Genomic DNA, 23,176 nt, shown 5'->3' on the forward strand with positions numbered 1-23,176 from the left:
CGGATATCCTGCTCTCACCATGGCCCTGCACACCCCGTACCACCACGGCGACCTGCGCGCCGCCCTGCTGGCGCAGGCCGAGTCCGCCCTGCGCGAGGTGGGCGTCGACGGCCTGTCGCTGCGTCAGCTCGCCCGCGACACCGGGGTCAGTCACGCCGCGCCCAGCCGCCACTTCCGTGACAAGCAGGCACTGCTGGACGCGCTGGCGGTCACCGGACTGCACCGCCTGGGCGCCTGTTTCGAACAGGCCCCCACCGACGGCCCGATCACCGCCCGCCTGCAGACCGTCGCGCGCACCTACCTGCGTTTCGCCGTCGACAATCCCGAACTGCTGCCGCTGATGTTCGCCCGCAGGCACACCTCCACCGGCACCGAGATCCAGCCCGCCGTCGACCGCGCCTTCGCCATCCCCATCGCCCTGATCGCCGAGGGCCAAGCCGCGGGCGAGATCGTCCCCGGCGACCCGAAACGCCTCGGCGTCACCGCCCTGGCCGCCCTACAGGGCCTGGCCACCTTCATCGGCTCCGGCTACACCGCCGACTACGCCCCCGAGCAACTCGTCGACGACCTGGTCACCCACCTCACCGAGGGCCTGCTCCCCCGCCGCTGACCTCGGCGCCGCGTCAGGGGGCCGGGACGAGGACGACCGGGCGGTGGGCGTGGTGGATCATGCGGGCGGCGACGGATTCGCCCATGAGGCGTTCCAGCAGCGACATCATGCCGTGGCGGGGAGCGCCGAGGAGGATCATTTCCACGCTGTGGGTCTCGGCCAGTGACAGCAGCAGGTCGGTGGGGTCGCCGGGGGCGCCGTGATAGGTCCAGTTGCCGGGGAGCGCCGCGAGGACCGCGCAGGCCTGGTCGCGTTCCTCGGCGAGAGTGGCGCGGACACGGTCTTCGAAGTCGGGGCTGTCGGGGTCGATCGGGAGGTCGTCGATGTCGATGGCGTGGGCGGCGTGCACGTAGGCGTGCAGGCGGCGGCCCAGGTCGACGGCATAGGCGAGGGCGGCCTGCCCGGCGGGGTGCCGGTCGAAACCGACGAGCAGGTGGGTGGCGGGCGCCGGAGCGGTGGTGGGGCCGTCGACGCGGATCGGGTCGGTGTGCACGTGTCCTCCTCAGAGTCGGGCCAGCAGCAGGCCGAGACCGGCCGCGGCGACGGTGACGGCCAGGGTGCCCAGGGCGTTGGTGGTGGCGGCCCGGTAGCGGCCGCGTTGCAGCAGCCGCACGGTTTCCACGCTGGCGGTGCTGAAGGTGGTGTAGCCGCCACAGAAGCCGGTGCCCGCGATCTGGGTGAGACTGCCGGGCGCGCTGTGGAACAGCACCAGCCCGGTCAGGAAGCCCAGCAGCAGCGACCCGGACACATTGACGAGCACGGTCGCCCACGGGAATTCGGTGGCGCGCCGCGACCGGATGGCGCCGTCGAGCACGAACCGGCACACCGCCCCCGCACTGCCCGCGAGGGTGATCCACAGCAGCGTCATCGGGCCTCGACCTCCGGGCGGGGCCGCACGAGCGCGGCGACGGCGATCCCGGCCATGGTGGTGAGCAGCCCGATGACCACGGTGGCCAGGCTGTAGGCGAGCGCGAGGCCGGGCTGGTCGGCGCGCACCAGCAGGGTGGTGTCCACGGCGAGGGTGCTGTAGGTGGTGAACGAGCCGAGCAGTCCGGTGCCCAGACACAGGCGCAGCCGCTGTCGTGTCCCGGTGTCGGGGCCGAGCCGGGTCAGGGCCTCGAGCAGCAGTCCGAGCGTGAACGCGCCGAGAATGTTGACCGCGAAGGTCGCCGTCGGCCAGGTTCCGGTGGTGTGTGGGAACCAGACACCGAACAGGTAGCGCAGCGGGGTGCCGAGCAGGCCGCCGACGGCCACGGCCGCGATCGCGGACAGGCGGCTGTGCAGGGGGGCCACGGACAGACTCCTTCCCTCGAGGAAAAGGAGCCATCAGCCTCGGGTGAGGCGGTTCAGACATCCTCGGATGTCTCGGCGGAGATCCATCGCCGTGGACGAGCATAGCGCACCGACCGGTCGTCCTCGAGCCCTGCCAACAGGCGTAGCCCGTCGGCGCTGGGCGTACCGGGCGTCGCGGCGAGCACGATCAGTTCCAGCCCGGATTCATCGGGCAGGGCGAAATTCTCCTGATGCAGTTCGAGCGGCCCGACCAGTGGGTGACGGTAGGTTTTGCGGCCGTGGGTGCGGGCGCGCACGTCGGCGCGGGCCCATAGCCGCCGGAATCGGTCGCTGCCCATGGCGAGTTCGCCGATGAGCGCGGCCAGGCGCGGATCGTCGGGGTATTTGCCCGCGGCCAGGCGCAGGTGGCCGACAGCGTCGAGGGTGCAGGTCTCCCAGTCGGCGTAGAGGCCGCGGTCGGCCTCCTCGAGGAACAGGTGGCGGGCGGTGTTGAGGCCGGGGATGGGAGTGCCGTAGAGCAGGTGCGCGAGGCGGTTGCCCGCGAGCACGTCGAGACGGTGGTTCATGATCAGCGCGGGGGTCTCACCGACCAGGTCCAGTACGCGCAGCAGTTCGGGACGCAGCCGTGCGGCCGGGGCGGTGGTGCGGCGGCGGGGCTGGTGGGCGAGGCGGTGCAGGTGGTCGCGTTCGGTCTCGTCGAGGGCGAGCACGCGGGCCAGCGCGTCGAGGACCTGCTCGGAGGGCTGGGTGGCGCGTCCCTGTTCCAGGCGCACGTAGTAGTCGGCGCTGACCCCGGACAGGTGGGCGATCTCCTCGCGGCGCAGCCCGGCGACGCGGCGGCGGCGGTCGACGGGGATGCCGACGGTGGCGGGGTCCACCCGGGAGCGCCGGGTGCGCAGGAAGTTCGCGAGATCGTCCATGTCCCCCAGTATGGCCATCGGTGGCGCGGCGAGGGTGGTCCTGCTGGTCCCAGGAAGTGCGGTCCCTGAACGGCGGCGTTGGCCGCGTCCAGGATCGAGGGCAGTCGTTCCGAAGGAGATGTGATGAGAACCCTGATCGTGCACGCCCACCCCGAACCGGACTCGCTCAACGGCTCGCTCACCGACGTGGCGGTGTCGGCCTTGACCGCCGCGGGGCACGAGGTGCGGGTCAGTGACCTGTACGCGATGAATTGGAAAGCGGTGGTCGATGCCGGTGATTACGGCCCGCACGCCTCGCATCCGCTGCGGGTGGTGGGTGATTCGGCGCGGGCCTTCGACGCCGGGACGTTGAGCGCGGATGTGGCGGCCGAGCAGGAGAAGCTGGCGTGGGCGCAACTGATCGTGTTCCAGTTCCCGCTGTGGTGGTATTCGATGCCCGCCATTCTCAAGGGCTGGGTGGATCGGGTGTTCACCGCGCATTTCGCCTACGGTGTCGGCGAGCACAGCGCCACCCGCTACGGCGAACGCTACGGCGAGGGCACCCTGGCCGGGCGCAAAGCCTTGCTGTCGGTGACGATCGGCGGCCCGCGTGACCATTACACCGCGCGCGGGATCAACGGGCCGATCGAGGATCTGCTGTTCCCGATCCAGCACGGCATCCTGTATTACCCGGGGATCGAGTCGCTGCCGCCGTTCGTCACCTACGGCGCCGACCGGATGACCCCCGACCGCCACGCCGAGGTGGTCGCGGCGTGGCGGGAACGGCTGCGCACGGTGGACTCGACCGCGCCGATCCCGTTCCGGCGGCAGAACTTCGGCGACTACGCGATTCCGTCGCTCCAGCTGAAACCCGGACTCGAACCCGAGGGCCGCACCGGTTTCGGGCTGCATGTGCGGGCGTGAACGGTGCGGGTGTCCGCTCCCCCGGCCCGGGACAGGACACCCGCTGGCGGTTCAGGCGCCCACGTAGTCGGCGAGGTGTTCGCCGGTGAGGGTGGAGCGGGCCGCGACCAGGTCGGCGGGGGTGCCTTCGAAGACGATGCTGCCGCCGTCGTGACCCGCGCCGGGACCCAGGTCGATGATCCAGTCGGCGTGGGCCATCACGGCCTGATGGTGTTCGACCACGATGACGGACTTGCCCGCGTCCACGAGCCGGTCCAGCAACCCGAGCAGCTGTTCCACATCGGCCAGGTGCAGGCCGGTGGTCGGCTCGTCGAGAATGTAGACCCCGCCCTTGTCGGACATGTGGGTGGCCAGCTTGAGCCGCTGACGTTCACCGCCGGACAGCGTGGTCAGCGGCTGGCCGATGGTCAGATAGCCCAGGCCGACCTCGGTGAGATGGGTGAGGATCTTGTGCGCGGCCGGCGTGCGCGCCTCCCCCGCGCCGAAGAACTCGCGGGCCTCGTCGACCGGCATGGCCAGCACCTCGCTGATGTTCTTGCCCGCGAAGGTCAGCTCGAGCACCTCGGCCTGGAAACGCTTGCCCTCACACACCTCACACACCGTCGAGACCCCGGCCATCATCGCCAGGTCGGTGTAGACCACGCCCGCGCCGTTGCAATTGGGGCAGGCGCCTTCGGAATTGGCGCTGAACAGGGCGGGTTTGGCGCCGGTGGCCTTGGCGAAGGCCTTGCGGATGTGGTCGAGCAGGCCGGTGTAGGTCGCCGGGTTGCTGCGCCGCGACCCCTTGATGGGCGCCTGGTCGATGGAGATGACGCCCTCGTCGACCGGGATGGAACCGTGCACCAGCGAGCTCTTGCCCGAACCGGCGACGCCGGTGATGGCGACGAGTACCCCGAGCGGGATGTCGACGTCGACCTCGCGCAGGTTGTTGGCGGTGGCGCCACGCACCCGCAGGGCACCCGTCGAGGCGCGCACCGAGTCCTTGACCGCGGCCCGGTCGTCGAAGTGGCGGCCGGTGACGGTGTCGCTGGCCCGCAACCCGTCGACGGTGCCTTCGAAGCAGATGGTGCCGCCCTTGGACCCGGCCGCGGGCCCGAGATCGACGATGTGGTCGGCGATCACGATGGTCTCGGGCTTGTGTTCCACGACCAGGACGGTGTTGCCCTTGTCGCGCAACCGCAGCAGGAGATCGTTCATGCGCTGGATGTCGTGCGGGTGCAGACCGGCGGTGGGTTCGTCGAAGACGTAGGTGACATCGGTGAGCGAGGAACCCAGGTGGCGGATCATCTTGACGCGCTGGGCCTCACCACCGGACAGGGTGCCCGAGGGACGCGACAGCGACAGATAGCCGAGGCCGATCTCGACGAACGAATCCAGGGTCTGGCGCAGCGATTCCAGCAGCGGCGCGACCGAGGGATCCTCCACGCCCTTGACCCATTCGGCCAGATCGGTGATCTGCATGGCGCAGGCGTCGGCGATGCTGATGCCGTCGATCTTCGACGAGCGCGCTTCGGCGCTGAGACGGGTGCCGCCGCAGTCGGGGCAGGTGCCGAAGGTGACCGCGCGTTCGACGAAGGCACGCACGTGCGGCTGCAGCGCCTCGACGTCCTTGGACAGCATGGATTTACGGATCTTGGGGATCAGGCCCTCGTAGGTGAGGTTGATCCCTTCGACCTTGATCTTGGTCGGTTCCTTGTAGAGCAGATCGGCCAGCTGCTTCTTGGTGTATTTCTTGATCGGTTTGGCCGGGTCGAAGAAGCCGCTGCCCTTGTAGATGCGGCCCATCCAGCCGTCCATGCTGTAGCCGGGGATGGTGAACGGGCCCTCGTCGAGGGACTTGTTCTCGTCGTAGAGCTGGGTGAGATCGATGTCGTTGACGGTGCCCTTGCCCTCACAGGTGGGACACATGCCGCCGGTGATGGAGAAGCTGCGCCGTTCCTTCACGGTGACCCCGTGCTTCTCCACCGCGACCGCGCCGGAACCGCTGATGGAGGCGACATTGAAGGAGAAGGCCTGCGAGGAGCCGATGTGTGGGTCGCCGAGGCGGCTGAACAGGATGCGCAGCATGGCGTTGGCGTCGGTGACGGTGCCGACGGTGGAGCGCGGGTCGGCACCCAGCCGGGACTGGTCGACCAGGATCGCGGTGGTGAGCCCGTCGAGGACATCCACGTCGGGCCGGGACTGGCTGGGCATGAAGCCCTGCACGAACGCGCTGTAGGTCTCGTTGATCAGCCGCTGCGACTCCGCCGCGATGGTGCCGAACACCAGCGAGCTCTTGCCGGAGCCGGACACGCCGGTGAACACGGTGAGCCTGCGCTTGGGAATCTCGACGCTGATGTCGCGCAGATTGTTCACGCGGGCGCCGTGCACACGGATCAGGTCGTGACTGTCGGCGGGTTCCACGGTGGGCGTCGTGCGCTGCTCGGTGGCCGTGCTCATGGGTCTCCTCGGGGTGGTCGGCGTCGCTGCTCGATCGTATCGACGGGGTCCGACCTATCCGAGCTGCTGGATGCGGATCAGGTTGCCCGCCGGGTCACGAAAGGCACAGTCGCGGATACCGTACGGTTGGTCGGTGGGTTCCTGCACGACCTCGATATCACCGGCTTGCAGCGTGGCGAACAACCCGTCGAGGTCCTCGGTGGCCAGGTTGACCCCGGCATAGGTGCCCTTGGCCATCATCTCGGCGATCACCCGGCGCTCCTCGTCGGTGATGCCGGGATCGGCGGCGGGCGGGGTCAGCACGATCGAGGTGTCGGGCTGACCGGCCGGGCCGACGGTGATCCAGCGCAGGCCGTTGTAGCCGACATCGTTGCGGACCTCGAAGCCGAGCTTGTCGCGGTAGAAGGCCAGGGCGGCCTAGGCGTCGTCGTGGGGCAGGTAGCTCTGGTGAATGGTGATGGTCATGGCGACCACGCTAATGATCGGTCGATGCGGGTGCTTCTCGATTCCTGATCGGTCTGGTCACCTTCTTGACCACGCACGACGGCATCCCCTCGGTGGCCGCGGCCTGCTGCTGGTAGACGCTGGGCGGCACGCCGACCAGTTCGGTGAACCGGGTACTGAAGGTGCCCAGCGACGACGATCCGACCTCGAAACACACCTCGGTGACACTCAGATCACCGCGCCGCAGCAGCGCCATCGCCCGTTCGATGCGGCGGGTCATCAGATACGAGTAGGGCGATTCGCCGTAGGCGGCGCGGAACCGTCTGCTCAGGTGCCCGGCCGACATATGCACCCCGCGCGCGAGCGCTTCGACATCGAGCGGCTGGGCGTATTCGCGGTCGATGCGGTCGCGCACGCGCCGCAGCGAGGCGAGTTCACGCAGGTAGGGGGCGCGCTCGGCGGGGCTCATAGCGGGCGCAGGACCACGATGCCAGGGACGCTGCGCACATAGTCGGTCAACGGCGTGTCGACGACCTGGTATTCGGCCAGCGAGGACGCGTTGCGGAACATCGGCCCGTTCGCGGTCTGCACGACGATCCCGACATGGGTGACGTCGAGTCCGGCCTCGGGGGTGTAGGCGCCGAGGAAATCGCCGGTGCGCAGCCCCGCCACGACATCCCGGTCGACGGCCACGGCGGGAAGGTGGGTGACGGCGCGATCGACCACCGGCAGGCCGGGCAGGTAGGTGGTGCCGTCGGCCTTGGCGTTGAGGTGCTTGGTGACGGTCACCGCGGCCGGGCTCAGGCTCGCGGTGATATCGGTGGCCAACGGCGCGGCGGTGGCGGCCCAGTCGGTGAAGAAGTGCTTGCGCTGGGCGAAGTCGACGCGGCTGTCGACATAGCGGGTGGCGATGAGGTTGGTGGTGAACTGGTCGCGGTCGGCCGAGCGGGAGGCGGCTTCGACGTAGTCGAGGAAGGTGAAGCAGTCCACCCGGCGCAGGTCGACGACGAGCTGTTCGGGCTCGGTGGCCGAGCCGATCAGCATGTTCGCCCCGTAGGGGGTGCCCAGCAGGCGTTCGGAGAGCCGGGCCAGCAACTCCGGCCTGCTCAGCGCACCGGACTCGGCGCGCACGGCCAGCAATTCGTCGATCTTGCGGGCGGTGGTGTCGTCGACCGGGGGCGTGGCCAGCGCGGGCGCGGCGGCGCACAGCAGGGCGGCCAGCACGAGCAGGATCCGGACGATGTTGCGCAAGACGCCTCCAGCGGGCCACGGTCGATCGGTGCGAGCGTGCTCCACCGTATCCGACGACCGCGGCCGCGCCCGCCGATCACACGCCTGGGTCAGACCGCGCAGCCGTCGGGTCCGCAGGTGGTGTCGTCGGCGGCGAGCACGACCGGGGCGGGACGGTCGTTCCAGGCCGTGGTCAGCGCCTGGGTGAACACCTCGGTGGGCTGGGCGCCCGACACCGCGTATTTGCCGTCGAAGACGAAGAACGGCACGCCGGTCGCGCCGAGCTGGGCGGCTTCGCGTTCGTCCTGGCGTACCGCCTCGGCGTAGGCGTGCGGGTCGGCCAGGACCGCGCGCACGGCGGTCTCGTCGAATCCGGCGCCGGTCGCGACGGCGACGAGGCGTTCGGTGTCGGCGAACGCGGGTGCCTCCTCGGCGAAGTTGGCGGCGTAGAGGGCGTCGAGCAGCGCGTCCTGGCGGCCCTGGTCGAGGGCGAAGTGCAGCAGGCGGTGCATGTCGAAGCTGTTGCCGTAGTCGCGGCCGCTGGTGCGGTAGGGCAGGCCGAGGGCGTGGGCCTGGGCGCCGATGGCGCGTTCGTTGGCGGCGGCCTGCTCGACGTCGATGCCGTACTTGGCGGCGATGTGCGGGATGACCGGGCCGGATTCCGTGGCGGGCAGGGCGGGGTCGAGTTCGAAGGAGCGATGCACGACCTCGATGTCGTCGCGGTGCTCGAAACCGGACAGGGCCTGTTCGAAGCGGGCTTTGCCCAGGTAGCAGAACGGGCAGTTGATGTCGGTCCAGATCTCTACTCTGGTGGTCAAGCGGGCCTCCTGACGGCATGTCGGTCGGCGGGGTCCGCCGAACACATCTGGACAAGCGTTCAAATAGTGGGTGAAACATCGGCGACGACGCCGGTATTCCCAGCGCGTCCGGGCACGACAGGACAGCAGCGAGGACAACCGATGACCGTCGACCGCCGCCGGGGGTGGGTACAGATGCCCGAAGGACTGATCGCGCCACGCGCCCTCGCCGGACTGTGGGCGATCCGCCACGCCCAGAGCCGCGCCAACGCCTGGTTCGCCGACCCGGCCACCGAAACCCGCCCCATGCGCGGCACCGACGCCACCGTGGAACTGACCGGCTACGGCGAATGGCAGGCGGGCTGCCTGGGCGACTGGCTGGCCGGACTGGCCTCGATCCAGCGCCCCACCCTGGTCGTCTGCTCCCCCTACCTGCGCACCCGGCTCACCTGGGCGCTCATGGCCGAGGCCGCCGTCACCCGCAACCGGCACCTGCGCCCGATCCGCACCCTGGTCGACGAACGCCTGCGCGACCGCGAGATGGGCATCTTCGAACTGCACCCCTACCGCGCCATCCGCCGCCGCTCCCCCGAGGAAGCCGCCCGGCGCGAACAGGTCGGCAACTGGGTCTACCGGCCACCCGGCGGGGAATCACTGGCCGACGTCGCCCTGCGCGTGCGCGGCTTCCTCGACGAACTCGACACCGTCGCCCCTGGCGAACAGGTCCTGCTGATCACCCACGACGCGGTGGTCCTCGCGCTGCGCTACGTCCTCGACGGACTCGGCGCCCCGGTCCCCTACCAGCTCGAACCGGTCCCCAACGCGTCGGTCTCGCAATGGCGTCGCGAGGGACCGCGCCTGGCGCTGCGGGTGTGGGGCGCGGTCGAACACCTCGCCGAGACCGAACAGACCGGCTGATCCGCCGTCCCCGGACCGCGCGGTCGCCGGGTGCGAGAATGCCCGGGTGGATATCGCGATCGGGTTGGTGGTTCTGATCGGTTCAGCGACCGCGCTGGCAGCGCTGGCCCGCCGCTTCGGGGTGTCCGAACCCTTGGTGCTGACCCTGGCCGGGGTCGCGGCCTCCTACCTGCCGATGGTGCCGGTGGTGCACCTGGAACCGGAGGTGGTGCTGCTCGGGTTGCTGCCGCCGCTGCTCTACACCGCCGCGCTGCGCACCTCCCTGGTCGATTTCAAGGACAACGTGCGCGGCATCGCCTACCTCTCGGTGGGACTGGTGCTGTTCAGCACGTTCGTGGTGGCGCTGGTGGTGTGGCTGCTGCTGCCGGTGCCCTTCGCCGCGGCGGTCGCGCTGGGCGCGGTGGTCGCGCCGCCGGATGCGGTGGCCGCCACCGCGATCGCGCGCCGCACCGGGATGCCGCGCAGCATCGTCACGGTGCTCGAGGACGAGTCGCTGTTCAACGACGCCACCGCGCTGGTCGCGCTGCGCAGCGCCATCGCCGCCATGGCCGGGGTGGTGACGGTGTGGCAGATCGGCGGCGATTTCCTGCTCGCCGCGGTCGGCGGCGCGGTCGTGGGCGCGGCGGTCGCGGCACTGCTGGTGGTGGTGCGCAGGCGCATCCACGACCCGGTGCTCGACACCTCCGCCTCGCTGCTGGCCCCGTTCGTGGCCTACCTGCCCGCCGAACACTTCCACGCCTCCGGCGTGATCGCCGTGGTGACCTGCGGGATGATCCTGGGCCACGGCGCCCAGCGCTGGCAGGGCGCGGCCTCGCGGGTGGCCGAGACCACCAATTGGCGCACCGTGCAGTTCATTCTGGAGAGCACGGTGTTCCTGATCATCGGGCTGCAGGTGCGCTGGATCGTCGAGGAGGCCTGGCACAGCGGCCTGGACCGGCACCTCCTGATCATCACGGCGGTGGCGGTGCTGGCCGCGGTGATGCTGGCCCGGCCGGTGTGGGTGTGCACGCCGGTGCTGGTGGCGCGGCTGGTCGGACGCGACACCGAGCCGTTGAGTCATGCCGCGGTGGTGTCGTGGGCGGGTATGCGCGGCGTGGTGACCCTGGCGGCGGTGCTGCTGCTACCGGCTTCCACCCCGCAGCTGCCGGTCCTGAAACTGCTGGCGCTGGTGGTGGTCGGCGGCACCCTGCTGGTGCAGGGCACCTCGCTGCCGTGGCTGGTACGGCTGCTGAAACTGCGCGGACCCACCCGCGCCGAGGACGCGCTGGTCAAAGCCGAACTGCTGCAACAGGCCGCGACCGCTGGCCTGGCCGAACTCGACCGCCGCGTCGGCCCCGACACACCCGCCCCGGTGGTGGAGTCGCTGCGCCAGCGCCTGATCTGGCGCACCAACGCCGCCTGGGAACGGCTGGGCCGCCTGGATCTCGAGGAATCGATGATCGACCGGTTCGACGAGGCCGACGACGACCAGCGCGCCGAACCGCTGGGCATGCCGGGCGCGGCCGGGTGCGCGCATCTGGAACAGGCGCCGCTGCTGCGGGAACCGGACGGGGAGCTGGTCTGCGCGGAATGTGTCGCGGCGGGACTGACCTGGGTGCATCTGCGCCTGTGCACGGCCTGCGGCAATATCGGCTGCTGCGAGTCCTCACCCGGGAATCACGCCAGTGCCCACTACCGGGCCAGCGAGCATCCGGTGATGCGCAGCGTCGAACCGGGCGAGGTCTGGCGCTGGTGCTACGTCGACGAGCTGCTGGGCTGACTCAGGCCGGACGGTGCGAGTAGATCAGGCGCGCGTACTCGGCGAGCAGGTCGTCGAGGGCGGTCGGCTCGCCGGTGGCGGCCAGCTGCTGGTAGCCGATCAGCATCGCCATACCGACCTCGGTGACCACGGTCGCGGTCGCCGGGTCCCCGACGACACCGTCGATGACGCGGAAGACGGTGCGGCGCCGCGATTCGTCGACCCGTTTGACGGTGACGTGCACCGACTCGTCGTTGGCGGCCCAGGCGCGCAGTGCCGCCTCGGCGCCGTGTTCGAGTCCGCCCGCCAGTGCCGACATGGCGCGCACGTCGGCGTCGGGATCGCCCTGGCCGACATCGAGGGTGCGTAGCTCGACCATCTGCCGGTTCTCCCAGTGCTCGAGCAGGGTGTCGACGAAGCCCTGCCAGGAACCGAAGTGGTGGTAGAACGAGCCGCTGGTGACCCCGAGGCGACGGCACAGCACACCGATGTTGAGTCCTTTGAAGCCGAACTCGGCGAGCACCGCCACGGCGGTGTCGAAGTACTGCTCCTTGGTGACCACTCGGGACATCGCGATGCCGTTCTGTTCGTTGCGGGCAGGGCTGAAGAATGCGAACAGTACCGCATCGTCACGTGGCCTCGCGCGAACGTAACGAAGTCTATTCTGTGGGCCCCACGGCCGAGCGAGCTACGAAATAGCAAGCGCGCGAACATAATCCGTGCACACAGCGGTGCGAAGTGGATCCGGATGGAATAACAGAGCAGATGCTCTGTAAACTTTTGTTCATGCCGAGACCGCGCACCCACGACCCGCAGACCGTCCTGGACGCCGCCGAAACCCTCGCGGCCCGTTCCGGACCGGCCGCGGTGACCGTGCGCGCGGTCGCCGCCGCCACCGGCATGTCCAACGGCGCGCTCTACCACAGCTTCGGTTCCCGCCGGGATGTGCTGGCACGCACCTGGTTACGCGCCGCGCACCGCTTCCTGGACCTGCAATCGGCCGCCGTCACCACCGCCCTGGCCGCCACCGACCCCGAGACCCGCATCGCCGCGGTCATCGAGGCCGCCGAGACCCCGGCCCGGCTGGCCGAACACCACCCCGATTCCGCGCGTCTGCTGCTGGTGGTCGACCGCGCCGAACTGCTCGACGGCGAACTCCCCCCGGAGCTGGCCGCGCAGATCGCCGCCACCGACACCGCGCTGCTGTCGGTCCTGACCCGGCTCGCGCGCGCCCTGTGGGGCCGCGCCGACCGGCGCGGCGTCGCCACCGTCACCACCTGCCTGGTCGACCTGCCCACCGCGCTGCTGCTGCGCCGCGACCGGCTCACCGATCCCCTGGCCCGCAAACACCTGCGCGCCGCTGTCCGTGCCGTGCTCGAACTCGGCCCCCGCTGAAAGGAACCCCATGCCCACTCTGCGTCACCACGACACGATCGCCGTGCTCGACCTCGGCGACGGCGAGAACCGCTTCTCCCCCGACTTCATCACCGAGGTCCACACCCACCTCGACACCGCCGTCGCCGCGGGCGCCGCGGCCCTGGTCACCACCGCGACCGGCAAGTTCTACTCCAACGGCCTGGACCTGGACTGGCTCTCGGCCAACGGTGACCGCGCCACCGAATACGTCGAAGCCGTGCACGCCCTGTTCGGCCGCGTCCTGACCCTGCCCATGCCGACCGCGGCCGCGCTCAACGGCCACGCCTTCGGAGCGGGCGCCATGCTCGCCATCGCCCACGACTACCGCGTGATGCGCACCGAACGCGGCTATTTCTGCTTCCCCGAAGCCGATATCCGCATCCCGTTCACCAACGGCATGGCCGCGCTCATCCAGGCCAAGGTGCCGCCCAAGACCGCCGTGGCCGCCATGACCACCGGCCGCCGCTTCGACGCGGGCGCCGCCCTGACCGTGGACCTGGTCGACGCCACCGCCCCCGAGACCGAGGTCCTCGACACCGCCCTGGCACTGCTCACCCCGATCGGTGTCAAGGACCAGCCGACGATGACCGCGATCAAGTCGGTGATGTACGCCGAGGTGCTCGACGCGTTGCGCGGCAAGGACTGATCACGGCAGCCGGGGGCCCTTGCCCAGGTAGATGTCGCCGCGATCATCGCCTGCCCAACCGCCCCCGGTGTAGTCGTCGAGCACGAAACACGCCTCACAGAACTGTTTGCCGAACACCGACAAATAGATGCTGCGATAGGAGCTGATCGCGCGCATCTTCACCGACTTGTAGGCGGCCTGGGCGGCCGGTTGCGCCTCCAGGAAGGCGTAGCGGCGGAAATCGGCGACCGGCTCGGTGGAGAACCGCACCAGCCCCAGCCTGCTCAGATTGCCCAGATAGTGGTGGTCGCGTTCGGGAATCGCGCACCCGGCCATATAGGCGATCATGGTGATGCCGTCGGCCAGGCGCTGCGAACCGATCCCGAACGGCGCCTTGGTCCGGATATCGATGGCCGGTTGCGGGCCCGCCACCGCCAGGAACCGCAGAATCCGCGCCTCGTCGGGGGTCAGGTCGTGCAGGATCGGCACGAACGAGGGATGCAGATCGCGGGGCTGCTGCGCGGAATCCCAGCCCTCGGTGATCATCGCGTCCCCCATCGCCTTGAGATCCTCGGCGACCGGTTCGGGCGGGCCGTAGATCCCGGTGGCCGTGCTGGTCAGCCCGAGCGCGCTCAAGGCCGCGCGGCGCAGCAACTCCACGCGTTCGTCGATGATCTGCGACATCGGTTCCCCGGCACGGATGTCCTCGGCCAGATCCAGCGCCGAGTGCAGGGCGCCGGTGGTGAGCGCGCCGACGATGTGGCGCACCGACAGTCCGGCCAGCCGCGTCAGCCCGACCAGATCGGTCGGGATCGGTTCCTGGGGCTTGTCGGGCAGGTTGTCGTCCATGATCACACTCCGAAGACCAGCAGATGCAGCGCGCCCACCGCCACCCCGAGCGCGCCGCCGTGCGCGTACAGCAGCCAGGCGTCCTGTTCGATGGCGGTGTAGAGCATTTCGACGAACTCCTCCGGCGGCAGCTCCCGCAGTTTCTCCGTCGCCAGCCGGTCCACACTGGCCGCGGTGGTCTGGGAGAACTCGACGTCCTCGACCAGCCACGGCTTCATCTCGGTGGCCAGGTTCGCCCCCGCGGTGGCCTGGATGGCGTCGAACTGCTTGGGCCCCACCGCCAGTCGCGTCACCGACCGCAACGGGCCCAGCACCCGGTCGATCTCGGCCTTGAGGAAGTGCGCGATCACCGCGCGGGTCTTGTCGCCGCTGGGACCTTCGAGCAGCTGCTCGGTGACCACATCCAGGGTGACGATCTGATACCCGATGGCGTGCCCCAGATCGGCGGCCGCCTGATGCTGCCGTTTGGCGAATTTCGCGACCCGCCACGGATACTTGTAGCGCGGCTGCGGCACCGCCGGTTCGAACACCACCTTGATGGCGATGATGTTGACCAGCACGCCCACCGCCGACGCGCCCACCAGCACCCACATCCAGGCGGGCAGGAAATGCAGGATGCCCGACAGCCAGCCCGGCAGCGAGATCAGCGCCGGAGTGTCCCCGTGCGGAGTGCTGTAGTGCAGCAGCGACAACCACAACGCCACCACCACCCCGAACGGAAACCCCAGCACCCCGCTGCGGGTCATGAACCGCAACTCCGGGGCACCGAGCCCATAGATCACGTCCTTGAGCAGTTCCGGGCGCCGCCGCAGATACCCGACCACCATCAGCTTCACATCCAGCAGCTGATCGATATTGGCGCCGATGAAATCGAAGGCGCGGTCGGTGATAGCGGGCAGTTCGGCCTCCACCCGCGTGTACACCGCCTCGCGGGCCCGCGGCGGCATATCGGCCCACAGTTTCGGATGCTCGGTGACCATGATCTGATCCACCATCGACCGCACATTCGGCAACGCCACCCGCGCCACCTGCGCGGAGATCTTGCGCGGATCCATCTGATCGAAGAAGTCCTTGGCGGTGCCGATCTTGGCGACGGCATTGTCGACCATCAGGCTGGCCATCTTCTCCGCCCGCGCCGGAATGAAGCCCTGGAACCCGAGAATGCCGCCGGGCGCGAAGGTCGGCAGGATCTGTACCTTGCGCGGCAGCAGCGGGAACAGTGTCTTGAGCCCCGGCACATAGAACCCGGTGAACCGCACCGGCGCGAACAACATGATCACCCCGGTCCAGTTGGTGATCAGACCGGCCATCGCGCTGAAGATCGGGATACTGATCATGTCGACCCAGAACTTCGACAGCCCGGTCGTCTGCTCCCAGTCCAGCCGGCCGAAGAACCCCGCCGCTTCGATCCCAGCATTCATCCGGCGTCCACTCCGTCGTGTTCCGAACAACGCGCGTGCAGGCCATCATAAGTGACCGATCAGGCCGGAACGGGCAAGTTGTCCGGTTACCGGCTAAAGCGGGGCTAACTCGCGACCGCGTGGGTGGTGTTCACCAGCAGCAGATTGGTGTCGATATCGTGGGTGACCTTGTTCGCCACCGACCCCAGCAACCGCGCCGGACCGCTCATCCCCCGGTTACCGATCACGACCAGATCGTATTTCCAGGCCGCGTTGCAGATCGCCTCCGCCGCCGGTACCCCGGTCAGCACGTCCCGGCCGAACAGGTCCGGATCCTCGACCGGTAACCGGCCCTCGACCGCCAGCAACGTGTCCGCGCCGTCCTCGTCGGTCTTGGCCGAGGTCACCAGGAACGGGCGCGCGCCCAGCGCCGCCGCCACCTCACAGCCGCGGAGCACCGCCGTCAGCGAACTGTCCGAACCGTCGGTGGTCAGCCCCACCGTCGTCCAGCGTTTCGGGATCTTGTGGGTGAACACCACATCGGTGTCACTGTGATGGGACACGTGATTGGCGGTGGAACCGAGCAGCCGCGCCTTGGAACTACCCAGCCCGCCACCACCGACCACCAGCAGCGTGCCGGGCTCGCGGGCGGCCTCCTCGAGCAGGACCGCGCCCGCGGTGCCGTCGCGTTCGACCCGCTCCACCTCGCTCACCCCGGCGGCGATCAGGGCCGCGGCGGCGTCGGCGGTGACCTGCGCGGCCCAGACCGCGTCGGTACCGGCCTTGAGCGTGGCCTCCTTCCACACCGCGACCACACACACCCCGACCTCGAGCCGGGTGGCCAGCTCCCCGGCCACCGTCACCGCCATCTGCCCGGTCTCCGAGCCGTTGGTTCCCACCACGATGCGCCGATAGCACCCCATGTGTCGCTCTCCGATCGACGGCAGGTCAGCTGCGCTGTGGCCCACAGTATAGATCCGGCACACCCCCGGCAATCGCCGCGCGCGCGGTCAGTCGCCCGCGCGCAGATGCCGGTCGAAGAAGGCGAACACCCGTCGCCAGGCATCGTCGGCGGCCTCGGCGTCGTAGCCGAGCCCGACCCGCTCCAGCACCGGATTACCGGGGAAGACATTGGCGAAGCCGTGGGTGACGTGCGGATAGGTCTTGATGTCGTGGTCGACCCCGCCCGCCGTCAGCGCCGCCGCCAGCTTCGCCGGGGCGCCGATCAGCGCCGGATCGCGGTGACCGTAGCTGGCAACCACTGGGCACGCGCCGTCCAGCAGTGCCCGGTAGTCGCCGTAGAGGCTGCCGTAGAACGGGGCCGCCGCGTGGAAGCCCTGCGGCGCGGTCAGCAACGCGAAACCGCCACCCATACAGAACCCGAGCACCCCGACCCGGCCCGTGCAGGCGGGGTCGTCGGCGAGATGGTCACGCGCGGCCAGGATCTCGGCCACCGCGGGACCGGTCCCGGTGAAGATGATCGCCCGGAACGCCTGCTGGATACAGCGCGCCCGCCCCCGGCTGTACAGGTTCGGGGCGATCACCAGATACCCGGCGGCGGTGACGATCCCGATCTGGCGGCGCAGATCGTCGGTCATCCCCAGCGCGTCGTGCAACACCACCACACCGGGCCACGGCCCGTCCCCCTCCGGCCGGGCGACCAGTGCTTCGAGCCTCGTGCCCGCCGGCGTCTCGATCTCGATCGTGTCCATCTCCTGAATCTAGAACCTCACCCGCGCACGCGGAGGCGACTCGACCGGATGCGCGGGCGGTTCGGGCAGCGCGAGCCGTTTGAGGTGCAGGGCGTTGAGCGCCACGATCAGACTCGACCCCGACATGGCCATGGCCGCGATCTCCGGGCGCATCGTCAATCCCCACGGCACGAACACCCCCGCCGCGATCGGCAACGCGATCCCGTTGTAACCCACCGCCCAGGCCAGGTTCTGGCGTTCCTTGCGCACCGTGCCACGCCCGATCCGCAGCGCCGTGGACACCGTGAACGGATCCGAGCGCATCAGCACCACATCCGCGGTCTGGATCGCCACATCGGTGCCCGCCCCGATCGCGATCCCCAGGTCGGCGCGGGCCAGCGCGGGCGCGTCGTTGACCCCGTCCCCGACCATCGCCACCTTCTTGCCCGAGCCCTGCAATTCCGCGACCCGGTCGGCCTTGTCACCGGGCAGCACATCGGCGATCACGGTGTCGATGCCCAGATCGGCGGCGATGCGTTCGGCGGTGGCCCGATTGTCGCCGGTCAGCATGACCACGCCGACACCGAGCTCGTGCAGGGCGGCCACCGCGGCCGCCGAACTCGGGCGCGGCGCGTCGGCCAGCGCGATCACCGCGGCCGCGGTGCCGTCGACGGCGACCAGGACCGCGGTGTGCCCGGCCGCGGCCAGCTCCTCCCGCCGTTGGGCGAGGTCGCCCAGGGTGATGTGTTCGTCCTCCAGCAGCGCGGGGTTGCCGATCAGCACCCGGTGCCCGTCGACGGTGGCCGTCGCACCGCGGCCCGGCACAGTGCGGAAGCCGGTCGCCGACAGTTCCGCCGCGCCCTGCTCTTTCGCGTACCCGACGACCGCCTCGGCGAGAGGATGCTCGGACTCGCGTTCGACGGCGGCGGCCAGCGCCAGCACCTCGGCGGTGTCGGAGCCCGGTGCGGTGACCAGTGCCGTCACCTCCGGCATGCCCCGGGTGAGCGTGCCGGTCTTGTCCATCACGACCACATCGATGCGGGCCGCGGATTCGAGCGCGGTCGCGTTCTTGAACAGCACACCACGTTTCGCGCCCAGCCCGGTCCCGACCATGATCGCCGTCGGCGTGGCCAACCCCAGCGCGTCCGGGCAGGTCACCACGACCACGGTGATCGCGAACAGCACCGCCTCGCTCAACGACGCCCCCAGCAGCAGCCACACCCCCAGCGTCGCCAGGCTGCCCAGCAACGCCACCAGGGTCAGCCAGAACGCGGCCCGGTCGGCCAGCCGCTGACCGGGCGCCTTCGAATTCTGCGCCTGCTGCACCAACTCCACGATCTGCGCCAGCGCGGTATCGGCGCCGACCTTGGTCGCGCGCACCCGCAGACTGCCGGTGGTGTTGATGGTCGCGCCGATCACCGTCGACCCCGGCTGCTTGGGCACCGGCAAGCTCTCCCCGGTGACCATCGACTCGTCGACATCACCGGACCCCGCCAGCACCGTCCCGTCGACCGGGACCCGCGCACCGGGCCGCACCACCAGCACATCCCCGACAGCCACCTCGGCGGTAGGGATCTCCACCTCGGCGCCGTCGCGCACCACCACCGCGCGCGGCGGCGACAGATCCAGCAGGCTGCTCACCGCGTCCCCGGCGCCGCTGCGCGCCCGCATCTCGAACCAGTGCCCCAGCAGCACGAACGTGGCCAGCATGGTGGCGGCCTCATAGAACACCTCACCGCCACCGGTCAGCGTCACCGCCAGCGAGTACAGCCAGCCGGTCCCGATACCGACCGAGACCAGCACCATCATGTCCAGGGTGTGCGCCCGCAGAGCCTGGATCGCGCCGGTGAAGAAGATCGTCGACGAGTAGCCGATCACCGGCAGACTCAGCAGCAGCATCCAGACATCGGCGCGCAGCCCGAACGGGACCGGCAGATGCAGACCGAGCATGTGGGTGGCCATCGGCGACCACAGCATCACCAGAGTGGAGAACACGAGGGCGACCAGGAAACGGTTACGCATGTCGCGGGCCATGCTGTCCATCGACATCGAGGCGTGCCCGTGGGACATGGCGTCGTGCTCGGTGTGGGCGTCGTCGGGGTCAGGGGACTTCGCGTCGCCCACCTGCGCCCCCGGCGTGGACGCGGCGCCGGAGTGTGCTGGTGCGCCGTCTGGCTCGTGTCGCACAGCGCCGGGGTGTGCTGGTGAGCTGTCAGGCGAGTGGTGCAGGGAGCCTGGGTGCGCTGCTGTCGGTTGGGGCGTGGCCGGGTCAGTGGTGTCACCGCTGTCCGGCGGCCCGGCAGCAGTGGTGTGGTGTCGGAGGTGCGGGCTTCCGGCGGCCGGGGTGTGCCCGGACGGTTCGCTCAGGGGGTCACACAGGTGGGTCGGGACCGAGCGGCCCGCGCAGTGGTAGCCGCAGTCACGGACCCAGGTGCGCAATTCGGCGACCGAGGTGCGGGACGGGTCGTAGGTGACCGTGGCGGTCTGGGCGACCGGGTTGGCCTCGACCGCGAGGACACCGGGGCGATGCCGGAGCCCGGCGGTCAGCACACCATGGGAGCTGGGCCGCAGCTGGCCGCCGACGTGCAGCACCGTGGTTGCCGATGTGTCCCGTTCGCCCATCGCGCCGCTCCCATCGCCGGTGGGGCGCGCGGCAGCGCCGGGCGCCTCTCGCGAGGGTACCGGGCGATGATCTCGGATTCGCGCTGGTCACGGACGTGCCGAACGCGGACCGGTCACCCGGCCTGCCGGTAGCCGGGTACCGCTTCCGTGGACCGGGTCAGAGAGCGATGCCGAGCAGCGCGTCGACCGCGGTGCGGACCAGCGCCGGAGCCTCGGTGTCGGTGCCGCCGTAGGCGATGGCCTGCTCGGCCCAGTTGTCGATCGCGTCCAGCGCCTTCGGGGTGTCCAGGTCGTCGGCCAGGTGCTGACGCAGCCGGGCCAGCGTGTCCGCGGCGGAGGGACCCGCGGTGAGCGAGACGGCCTCGCGCCAGCGGTCCAGGCGCGCCTGGGCGGTGCCGAGCACCTCGTCGGTCCACATGCGGTCCTGCCGGTAGTGCCCGGCGAACAGGCCAGCCCGGATCGCGGCCGGGTCCACCCCGGAGCGGCGCAGCTTCGACACCAGCACCAGATTGCCCTTGGACTTCGACATCTTCTCGCCGTCGAGCCCGATCAGCCCGGCGTGCACGTAGTGGCGGGCGAAGCGGCGCGCGCCGGTGATGGCCTCGGCGTGCGCGGCCGAGTACTCGTGGTGCGGGTAGATCAGGTCCGAGCCGCCGCCCTGCACGTCGAACTCGGTCCCGATGCGGTTGAGCGCGATCGCGGCACACTCGATGTGCCAGCCGGGCCGCCCGGCACCGAACGGCGCGGGCCACGACGGTTCGCCCGGACGCTCCGCCCGCCACAGCAGGGCGTCGAGGGTGTCGCGCTTGCCGGGGCGGTCGGGGTCGCCGCCGCGCTCGGCGAACAGGGTGTCCATGGTGGCGCGGTCGTAGCCGGACTCGTAGCCGAACTGCTCGGTGGCGTCGGTGCGGAAGTAGATGTCGGGGAACTCGGCGTCGTCGACGGTGTAGGCGGCACCGGCGGTGAGCAGCTTCTGTACCAGCTCGACCACCTCGTCGACGGACTCGATCGCGCCGATGTAGTGCCGCGGCGGCAGCACCTGCAGGGCGGTCATGTCCTCGCGGAACAGGTCGATCTCGGAGCTGCCCAGATCACGCCAGTCCACCCCGTCGCGGGCGGCGCGCTCGAAGAGCGGGTCGTCGACATCGGTGACGTTCTGCACGTAGTGCACGTCGTGCCCGGCGTCGCGCCACAGGCGGTTGACCAGGTCGAAGGTCAGATAGGTGGCGGCGTGACCGAGGTGGGTGGCGTCGTAGGGGGTGATGCCACAGACATACATTTTCGCGGTCGCGCCGGGGGTGACCGGGCGGACCTGGCGATCGGCGGTGTCGTACAACCGCAACGGCGGCCCTGTTCCGGGGACGGTCGGTAGGGCGATATCGGACCAGGACTGCATGATTCGAGGGTAGAGCCCCGGCTGTGGTGCCCGACCCGCGGGCCGGGTCATGCGGTTGCTCGCGGGGTCACGGCGCGGCCCGCTACCTGCACACAAACGTGTTCGGGCGGACCCGTCAAGGGTTGCGTTCACGCAGAACCGCTCGTCACGACACCCGACGAGCGGGAATTACGCAAACATCCCTATTGATACGTATTCATACATTCCTTTAGGGTAGTTTCATGACTGATCGTCTCTACTCGGTGGAACAGGTCGCCGAACTCCTCGGCCTGCACGTGCGCACCGTGCGCAGCTACGTCCGCGACGGCAAACTGCCCGCCGCCCGCATCGGCAAGCAGTACCGCATCACCCAGGACGACCTCGAGACCTTCACCGGGTTACCGATCAGCACACCCCCGCAGGCAGCCCCCACCGGCCGCCACGCCGAGACCACCTGCGTCGTGGAGATCGACGGCCTCGACCGCACCACCGCCGACCGGATCAGCACCCTGCTCACCGCCACCGCGGCCACCCGCGGCCCCGCCCTGCGCGTGGAAACCGCCTACGACCCCCAGCGGGCCCGCATGAAAGTCATCGTGCTCGGCGCCCTGGCCGACACCGCCCGCCTGCTCGACTACATCGACGGAGTCCTCAGCTCATGACCACCATCTACACCTCCGACACCGGCCGCCACGCCATCGAAGCGCGCTACCGCGCCCACCTCGACGCCTGGCCCGTCCCGCACGACGAACTCCGCGTCCCCACCGGCGCCGGGGAGACCTTCGTGCTGGCCTGCGGACCCACCGACGCCCCACCCCTGGTCCTGCTCCACGGCTCCGGCGCCAACACCAGCGCCTGGCGCGGCGACATCACCGACTGGTCGACCCGATACCGCGTCTACGCCGTCGACCTGCCCGGCGAACCCGGATTCAGCGCCCCCATCCGGCTCCCGCTCGACAGCGACGCCCCCGCCCGCTGGCTCACCGACGTCCTCGACGGCCTCGGCCTGGACACCGTCGACCTCGTGGGCATGTCCCTGGGCGGCTGGAGCGCCCTGGACTTCGCCGTGCGCCGCCCGGGCCGCGTCGGCAACCTCGTACTGCTGTGCCCCGGCGGACTGGGCAAACACCGCTACGGCTGGCTACTCAAAGGACTCGCCCTGCGGCTGCTCGGCCGGTACAACGTGCGCGAAGCCGCCCGGGTGGGCCTGGGCCTCGGTGACGATCCGGCGGTGGAAGCGATCCTCGACGACGTGGAGCTGACCTTCAGCCACTTCTCCCCGCGCACCGGACGACTCCCCCGATTTCATCCCGAGCAACTCTCGACGGTGGACATCCCGGTCCTGATAATCGTCGGCGAGAACGACGTACTCTTCGACTCCGCGCGCACCGCCGACCTGGCCCGCGCGCACCTCCCGCACGCCGAGATCCAGCTCCTGCCCGGCGTCGGGCACGCCATCCTCGGCCAGACCACGACTATCCGGAACTTCCTGCGGGACAACAACCCCCACTGACAACGAGGTGTCGCCGCGCGTCGGGAGCGGCGACACCTCGCTCAGCGTCAACCGATTACGGCTGCTCGTAGCACTGCACGTTGGCGCCGTCGACATCCGGGCCGAACTGCGGCAGCGCGTAGAACGAGGCACCGACCTGATCGGCCGCCTCCACCGTGACATCCGGCAGCGGCGCGCCACTGAGATCGGTCGCGGTGCACACGAAGGTCTTCTCCGACCACCAGCCGGCCGGGAACGCCTGCGCGGGCGCGGCCACCGCGGCGACCGCTCCGGTGAGCAGCAGCGCCGCCGCGGACGTGGTGACAATCGAACGAGTCGACATGTAATTTCCTCTGATCTTGCGTGGGTGACGAAAGTGCTTGGAGCACACTAGCACCGGCCCTGACCAGCGAA

25 protein-coding genes are annotated in these 23,176 nt (G+C 69.9%); 8 read left to right on the top strand and 17 right to left on the bottom strand.

Annotation, left to right across the window (positions count from 1 at the left end):
• Nucleotides 1-19 precede the first annotated feature (19 nt).
• The gene (locus WA675_RS05730; protein ID WP_336082527.1) at nt 20-610 is read left to right on the top strand and encodes a TetR/AcrR family transcriptional regulator; all 591 of its coding nucleotides are present in this window, start codon (nt 20-22) and stop codon (nt 608-610) included.
• Between the two features lie 13 nt (nt 611-623).
• Here WA675_RS05730 and WA675_RS05735 read toward each other — a convergent pair whose 3' ends face one another.
• The 4 genes from WA675_RS05735 to WA675_RS05750 are packed head-to-tail and all read right to left on the bottom strand — an operon-like array spanning nt 624 to nt 2,823.
• Nucleotides 624-1,103 (bottom strand): universal stress protein, encoded by a 480-nt coding sequence (locus tag WA675_RS05735; RefSeq protein ID WP_336082529.1) that lies wholly within the window; start codon nt 1,101-1,103, stop codon nt 624-626.
• A 9-nt stretch (nt 1,104-1,112) separates the two neighbouring features.
• Nucleotides 1,113-1,478, bottom strand: coding sequence for a fluoride efflux transporter CrcB (crcB, locus tag WA675_RS05740; protein ID WP_336082531.1), 366 nt, complete (start codon nt 1,476-1,478; stop codon nt 1,113-1,115).
• The gene (gene crcB / locus WA675_RS05745) at nt 1,475-1,903 is read right to left on the bottom strand and encodes a fluoride efflux transporter CrcB (protein ID WP_336082533.1); all 429 of its coding nucleotides are present in this window, start codon (nt 1,901-1,903) and stop codon (nt 1,475-1,477) included. The genes crcB (WA675_RS05740) and crcB (WA675_RS05745) overlap by 4 nt, the downstream gene beginning before the upstream one ends.
• Nucleotides 1,904-1,956: 53 nt before the next feature.
• Nucleotides 1,957-2,823 (bottom strand): helix-turn-helix transcriptional regulator, encoded by an 867-nt coding sequence (locus WA675_RS05750; RefSeq protein ID WP_442945563.1) that lies wholly within the window; start codon nt 2,821-2,823, stop codon nt 1,957-1,959.
• A gap of 123 nt (nt 2,824-2,946) precedes the next feature.
• On the opposite strand from WA675_RS05750, the gene WA675_RS05755 reads away from it, so the two are divergent.
• A complete protein-coding gene (locus tag WA675_RS05755) occupies nt 2,947-3,726 on the top strand; it encodes an NAD(P)H-dependent oxidoreductase (RefSeq protein ID WP_336082535.1) in 780 nt (259 codons plus the stop codon).
• A gap of 51 nt (nt 3,727-3,777) precedes the next feature.
• Here the strand turns inward: WA675_RS05755 and WA675_RS05760 are convergent, their stop codons facing one another.
• The 5 genes from WA675_RS05760 to WA675_RS05780 form a co-directional block, all read right to left on the bottom strand.
• The gene (locus WA675_RS05760; protein ID WP_336082537.1) at nt 3,778-6,165 is read right to left on the bottom strand and encodes an excinuclease ABC subunit UvrA; all 2,388 of its coding nucleotides are present in this window, start codon (nt 6,163-6,165) and stop codon (nt 3,778-3,780) included.
• Nucleotides 6,166-6,219: 54 nt separating this feature from the next.
• Nucleotides 6,220-6,576: a VOC family protein gene (locus WA675_RS05765; protein ID WP_336082839.1), complete on the bottom strand. Its 357-nt coding sequence runs from the start codon at nt 6,574-6,576 to the stop codon at nt 6,220-6,222.
• A 64-nt stretch (nt 6,577-6,640) separates the two neighbouring features.
• Complete coding sequence (locus WA675_RS05770; protein WP_336082539.1) at nt 6,641-7,078, bottom strand: helix-turn-helix transcriptional regulator; 438 nt, start codon at nt 7,076-7,078, stop codon at nt 6,641-6,643.
• Complete coding sequence (locus WA675_RS05775) at nt 7,075-7,860, bottom strand: DUF1460 domain-containing protein (RefSeq protein WP_336082541.1); 786 nt, start codon at nt 7,858-7,860, stop codon at nt 7,075-7,077. The genes WA675_RS05770 and WA675_RS05775 overlap by 4 nt, the downstream gene beginning before the upstream one ends.
• An 89-nt stretch (nt 7,861-7,949) precedes the next feature.
• Nucleotides 7,950-8,657 (bottom strand): DsbA family oxidoreductase, encoded by a 708-nt coding sequence (locus WA675_RS05780; RefSeq protein WP_336082542.1) that lies wholly within the window; start codon nt 8,655-8,657, stop codon nt 7,950-7,952.
• Between the two features lie 174 nt (nt 8,658-8,831).
• Between WA675_RS05780 and WA675_RS05785 the strand changes: the two genes are divergently transcribed.
• Nucleotides 8,832-9,554 (top strand): histidine phosphatase family protein, encoded by a 723-nt coding sequence (locus tag WA675_RS05785; RefSeq protein ID WP_336082544.1) that lies wholly within the window; start codon nt 8,832-8,834, stop codon nt 9,552-9,554.
• Nucleotides 9,555-9,600: 46 nt separating this feature from the next.
• Complete coding sequence (locus tag WA675_RS05790) at nt 9,601-11,313, top strand: cation:proton antiporter domain-containing protein (RefSeq protein ID WP_336082546.1); 1,713 nt, start codon at nt 9,601-9,603, stop codon at nt 11,311-11,313.
• Nucleotide 11,314: 1 nt separating this feature from the next.
• Here WA675_RS05790 and WA675_RS05795 read toward each other — a convergent pair whose 3' ends face one another.
• Nucleotides 11,315-11,863, bottom strand: coding sequence for a TetR/AcrR family transcriptional regulator (locus WA675_RS05795; RefSeq protein ID WP_336082547.1), 549 nt, complete (start codon nt 11,861-11,863; stop codon nt 11,315-11,317).
• 215 nt (nt 11,864-12,078) lie between these two features.
• On the opposite strand from WA675_RS05795, the gene WA675_RS05800 reads away from it, so the two are divergent.
• Together WA675_RS05800 and WA675_RS05805 are read left to right on the top strand one after the other, a co-directional pair.
• Entirely contained in the window at nt 12,079-12,687 is a 609-nt protein-coding gene (locus tag WA675_RS05800; protein ID WP_336082548.1) for a TetR/AcrR family transcriptional regulator, read from the top strand.
• Nucleotides 12,688-12,697: 10 nt separating this feature from the next.
• Nucleotides 12,698-13,354, top strand: a complete 657-nt coding sequence (locus tag WA675_RS05805; protein WP_336082550.1) for an enoyl-CoA hydratase/isomerase family protein — start codon at nt 12,698-12,700, stop codon at nt 13,352-13,354.
• Here WA675_RS05805 and WA675_RS05810 read toward each other — a convergent pair whose 3' ends face one another.
• The 6 genes from WA675_RS05810 to mshC form a co-directional block, all read right to left on the bottom strand.
• Nucleotides 13,355-14,182: an Abi-alpha family protein gene (locus WA675_RS05810; protein ID WP_336082552.1), complete on the bottom strand. Its 828-nt coding sequence runs from the start codon at nt 14,180-14,182 to the stop codon at nt 13,355-13,357.
• A 2-nt stretch (nt 14,183-14,184) separates the two neighbouring features.
• Nucleotides 14,185-15,603: a hypothetical protein gene (locus tag WA675_RS05815; protein WP_336082554.1), complete on the bottom strand. Its 1,419-nt coding sequence runs from the start codon at nt 15,601-15,603 to the stop codon at nt 14,185-14,187.
• A gap of 104 nt (nt 15,604-15,707) precedes the next feature.
• Nucleotides 15,708-16,505, bottom strand: a complete 798-nt coding sequence (locus WA675_RS05820; RefSeq protein WP_336082556.1) for a universal stress protein — start codon at nt 16,503-16,505, stop codon at nt 15,708-15,710.
• Nucleotides 16,506-16,592: 87 nt separating this feature from the next.
• Nucleotides 16,593-17,294 carry a dienelactone hydrolase family protein gene (locus tag WA675_RS05825; RefSeq protein WP_336082557.1) on the bottom strand — a complete coding sequence of 234 codons (702 nt, stop codon included), beginning with the start codon at nt 17,292-17,294 and terminating at the stop codon, nt 16,593-16,595.
• A 9-nt stretch (nt 17,295-17,303) separates the two neighbouring features.
• Nucleotides 17,304-19,895 carry a heavy metal translocating P-type ATPase gene (locus tag WA675_RS05830; RefSeq protein WP_336082558.1) on the bottom strand — a complete coding sequence of 864 codons (2,592 nt, stop codon included), beginning with the start codon at nt 19,893-19,895 and terminating at the stop codon, nt 17,304-17,306.
• 157 nt (nt 19,896-20,052) lie between these two features.
• On the bottom strand, nt 20,053-21,291 hold the full coding sequence (mshC, locus tag WA675_RS05835; protein WP_336082560.1) for a cysteine--1-D-myo-inosityl 2-amino-2-deoxy-alpha-D-glucopyranoside ligase: 1,239 nt from the start codon (nt 21,289-21,291) through the stop codon (nt 20,053-20,055).
• A gap of 221 nt (nt 21,292-21,512) precedes the next feature.
• On the opposite strand from mshC, the gene WA675_RS05840 reads away from it, so the two are divergent.
• Both WA675_RS05840 and WA675_RS05845 read left to right on the top strand, forming a co-directional pair.
• Complete coding sequence (locus WA675_RS05840) at nt 21,513-21,932, top strand: helix-turn-helix domain-containing protein (protein ID WP_336082561.1); 420 nt, start codon at nt 21,513-21,515, stop codon at nt 21,930-21,932.
• Complete coding sequence (locus WA675_RS05845; protein ID WP_336082562.1) at nt 21,929-22,783, top strand: alpha/beta fold hydrolase; 855 nt, start codon at nt 21,929-21,931, stop codon at nt 22,781-22,783. The genes WA675_RS05840 and WA675_RS05845 overlap by 4 nt, the downstream gene beginning before the upstream one ends.
• 55 nt (nt 22,784-22,838) lie before the next feature.
• Here WA675_RS05845 and WA675_RS05850 read toward each other — a convergent pair whose 3' ends face one another.
• On the bottom strand, nt 22,839-23,105 hold the full coding sequence (locus WA675_RS05850; protein WP_336082563.1) for a hypothetical protein: 267 nt from the start codon (nt 23,103-23,105) through the stop codon (nt 22,839-22,841).
• Between the last annotated feature and the right edge of the window lie 71 nt (nt 23,106-23,176).

It is taken from the genome of Nocardia sp. SSK8, from assembly GCF_037034205.1.
Classification (GTDB): domain Bacteria; phylum Actinomycetota; class Actinomycetes; order Mycobacteriales; family Mycobacteriaceae; genus Nocardia.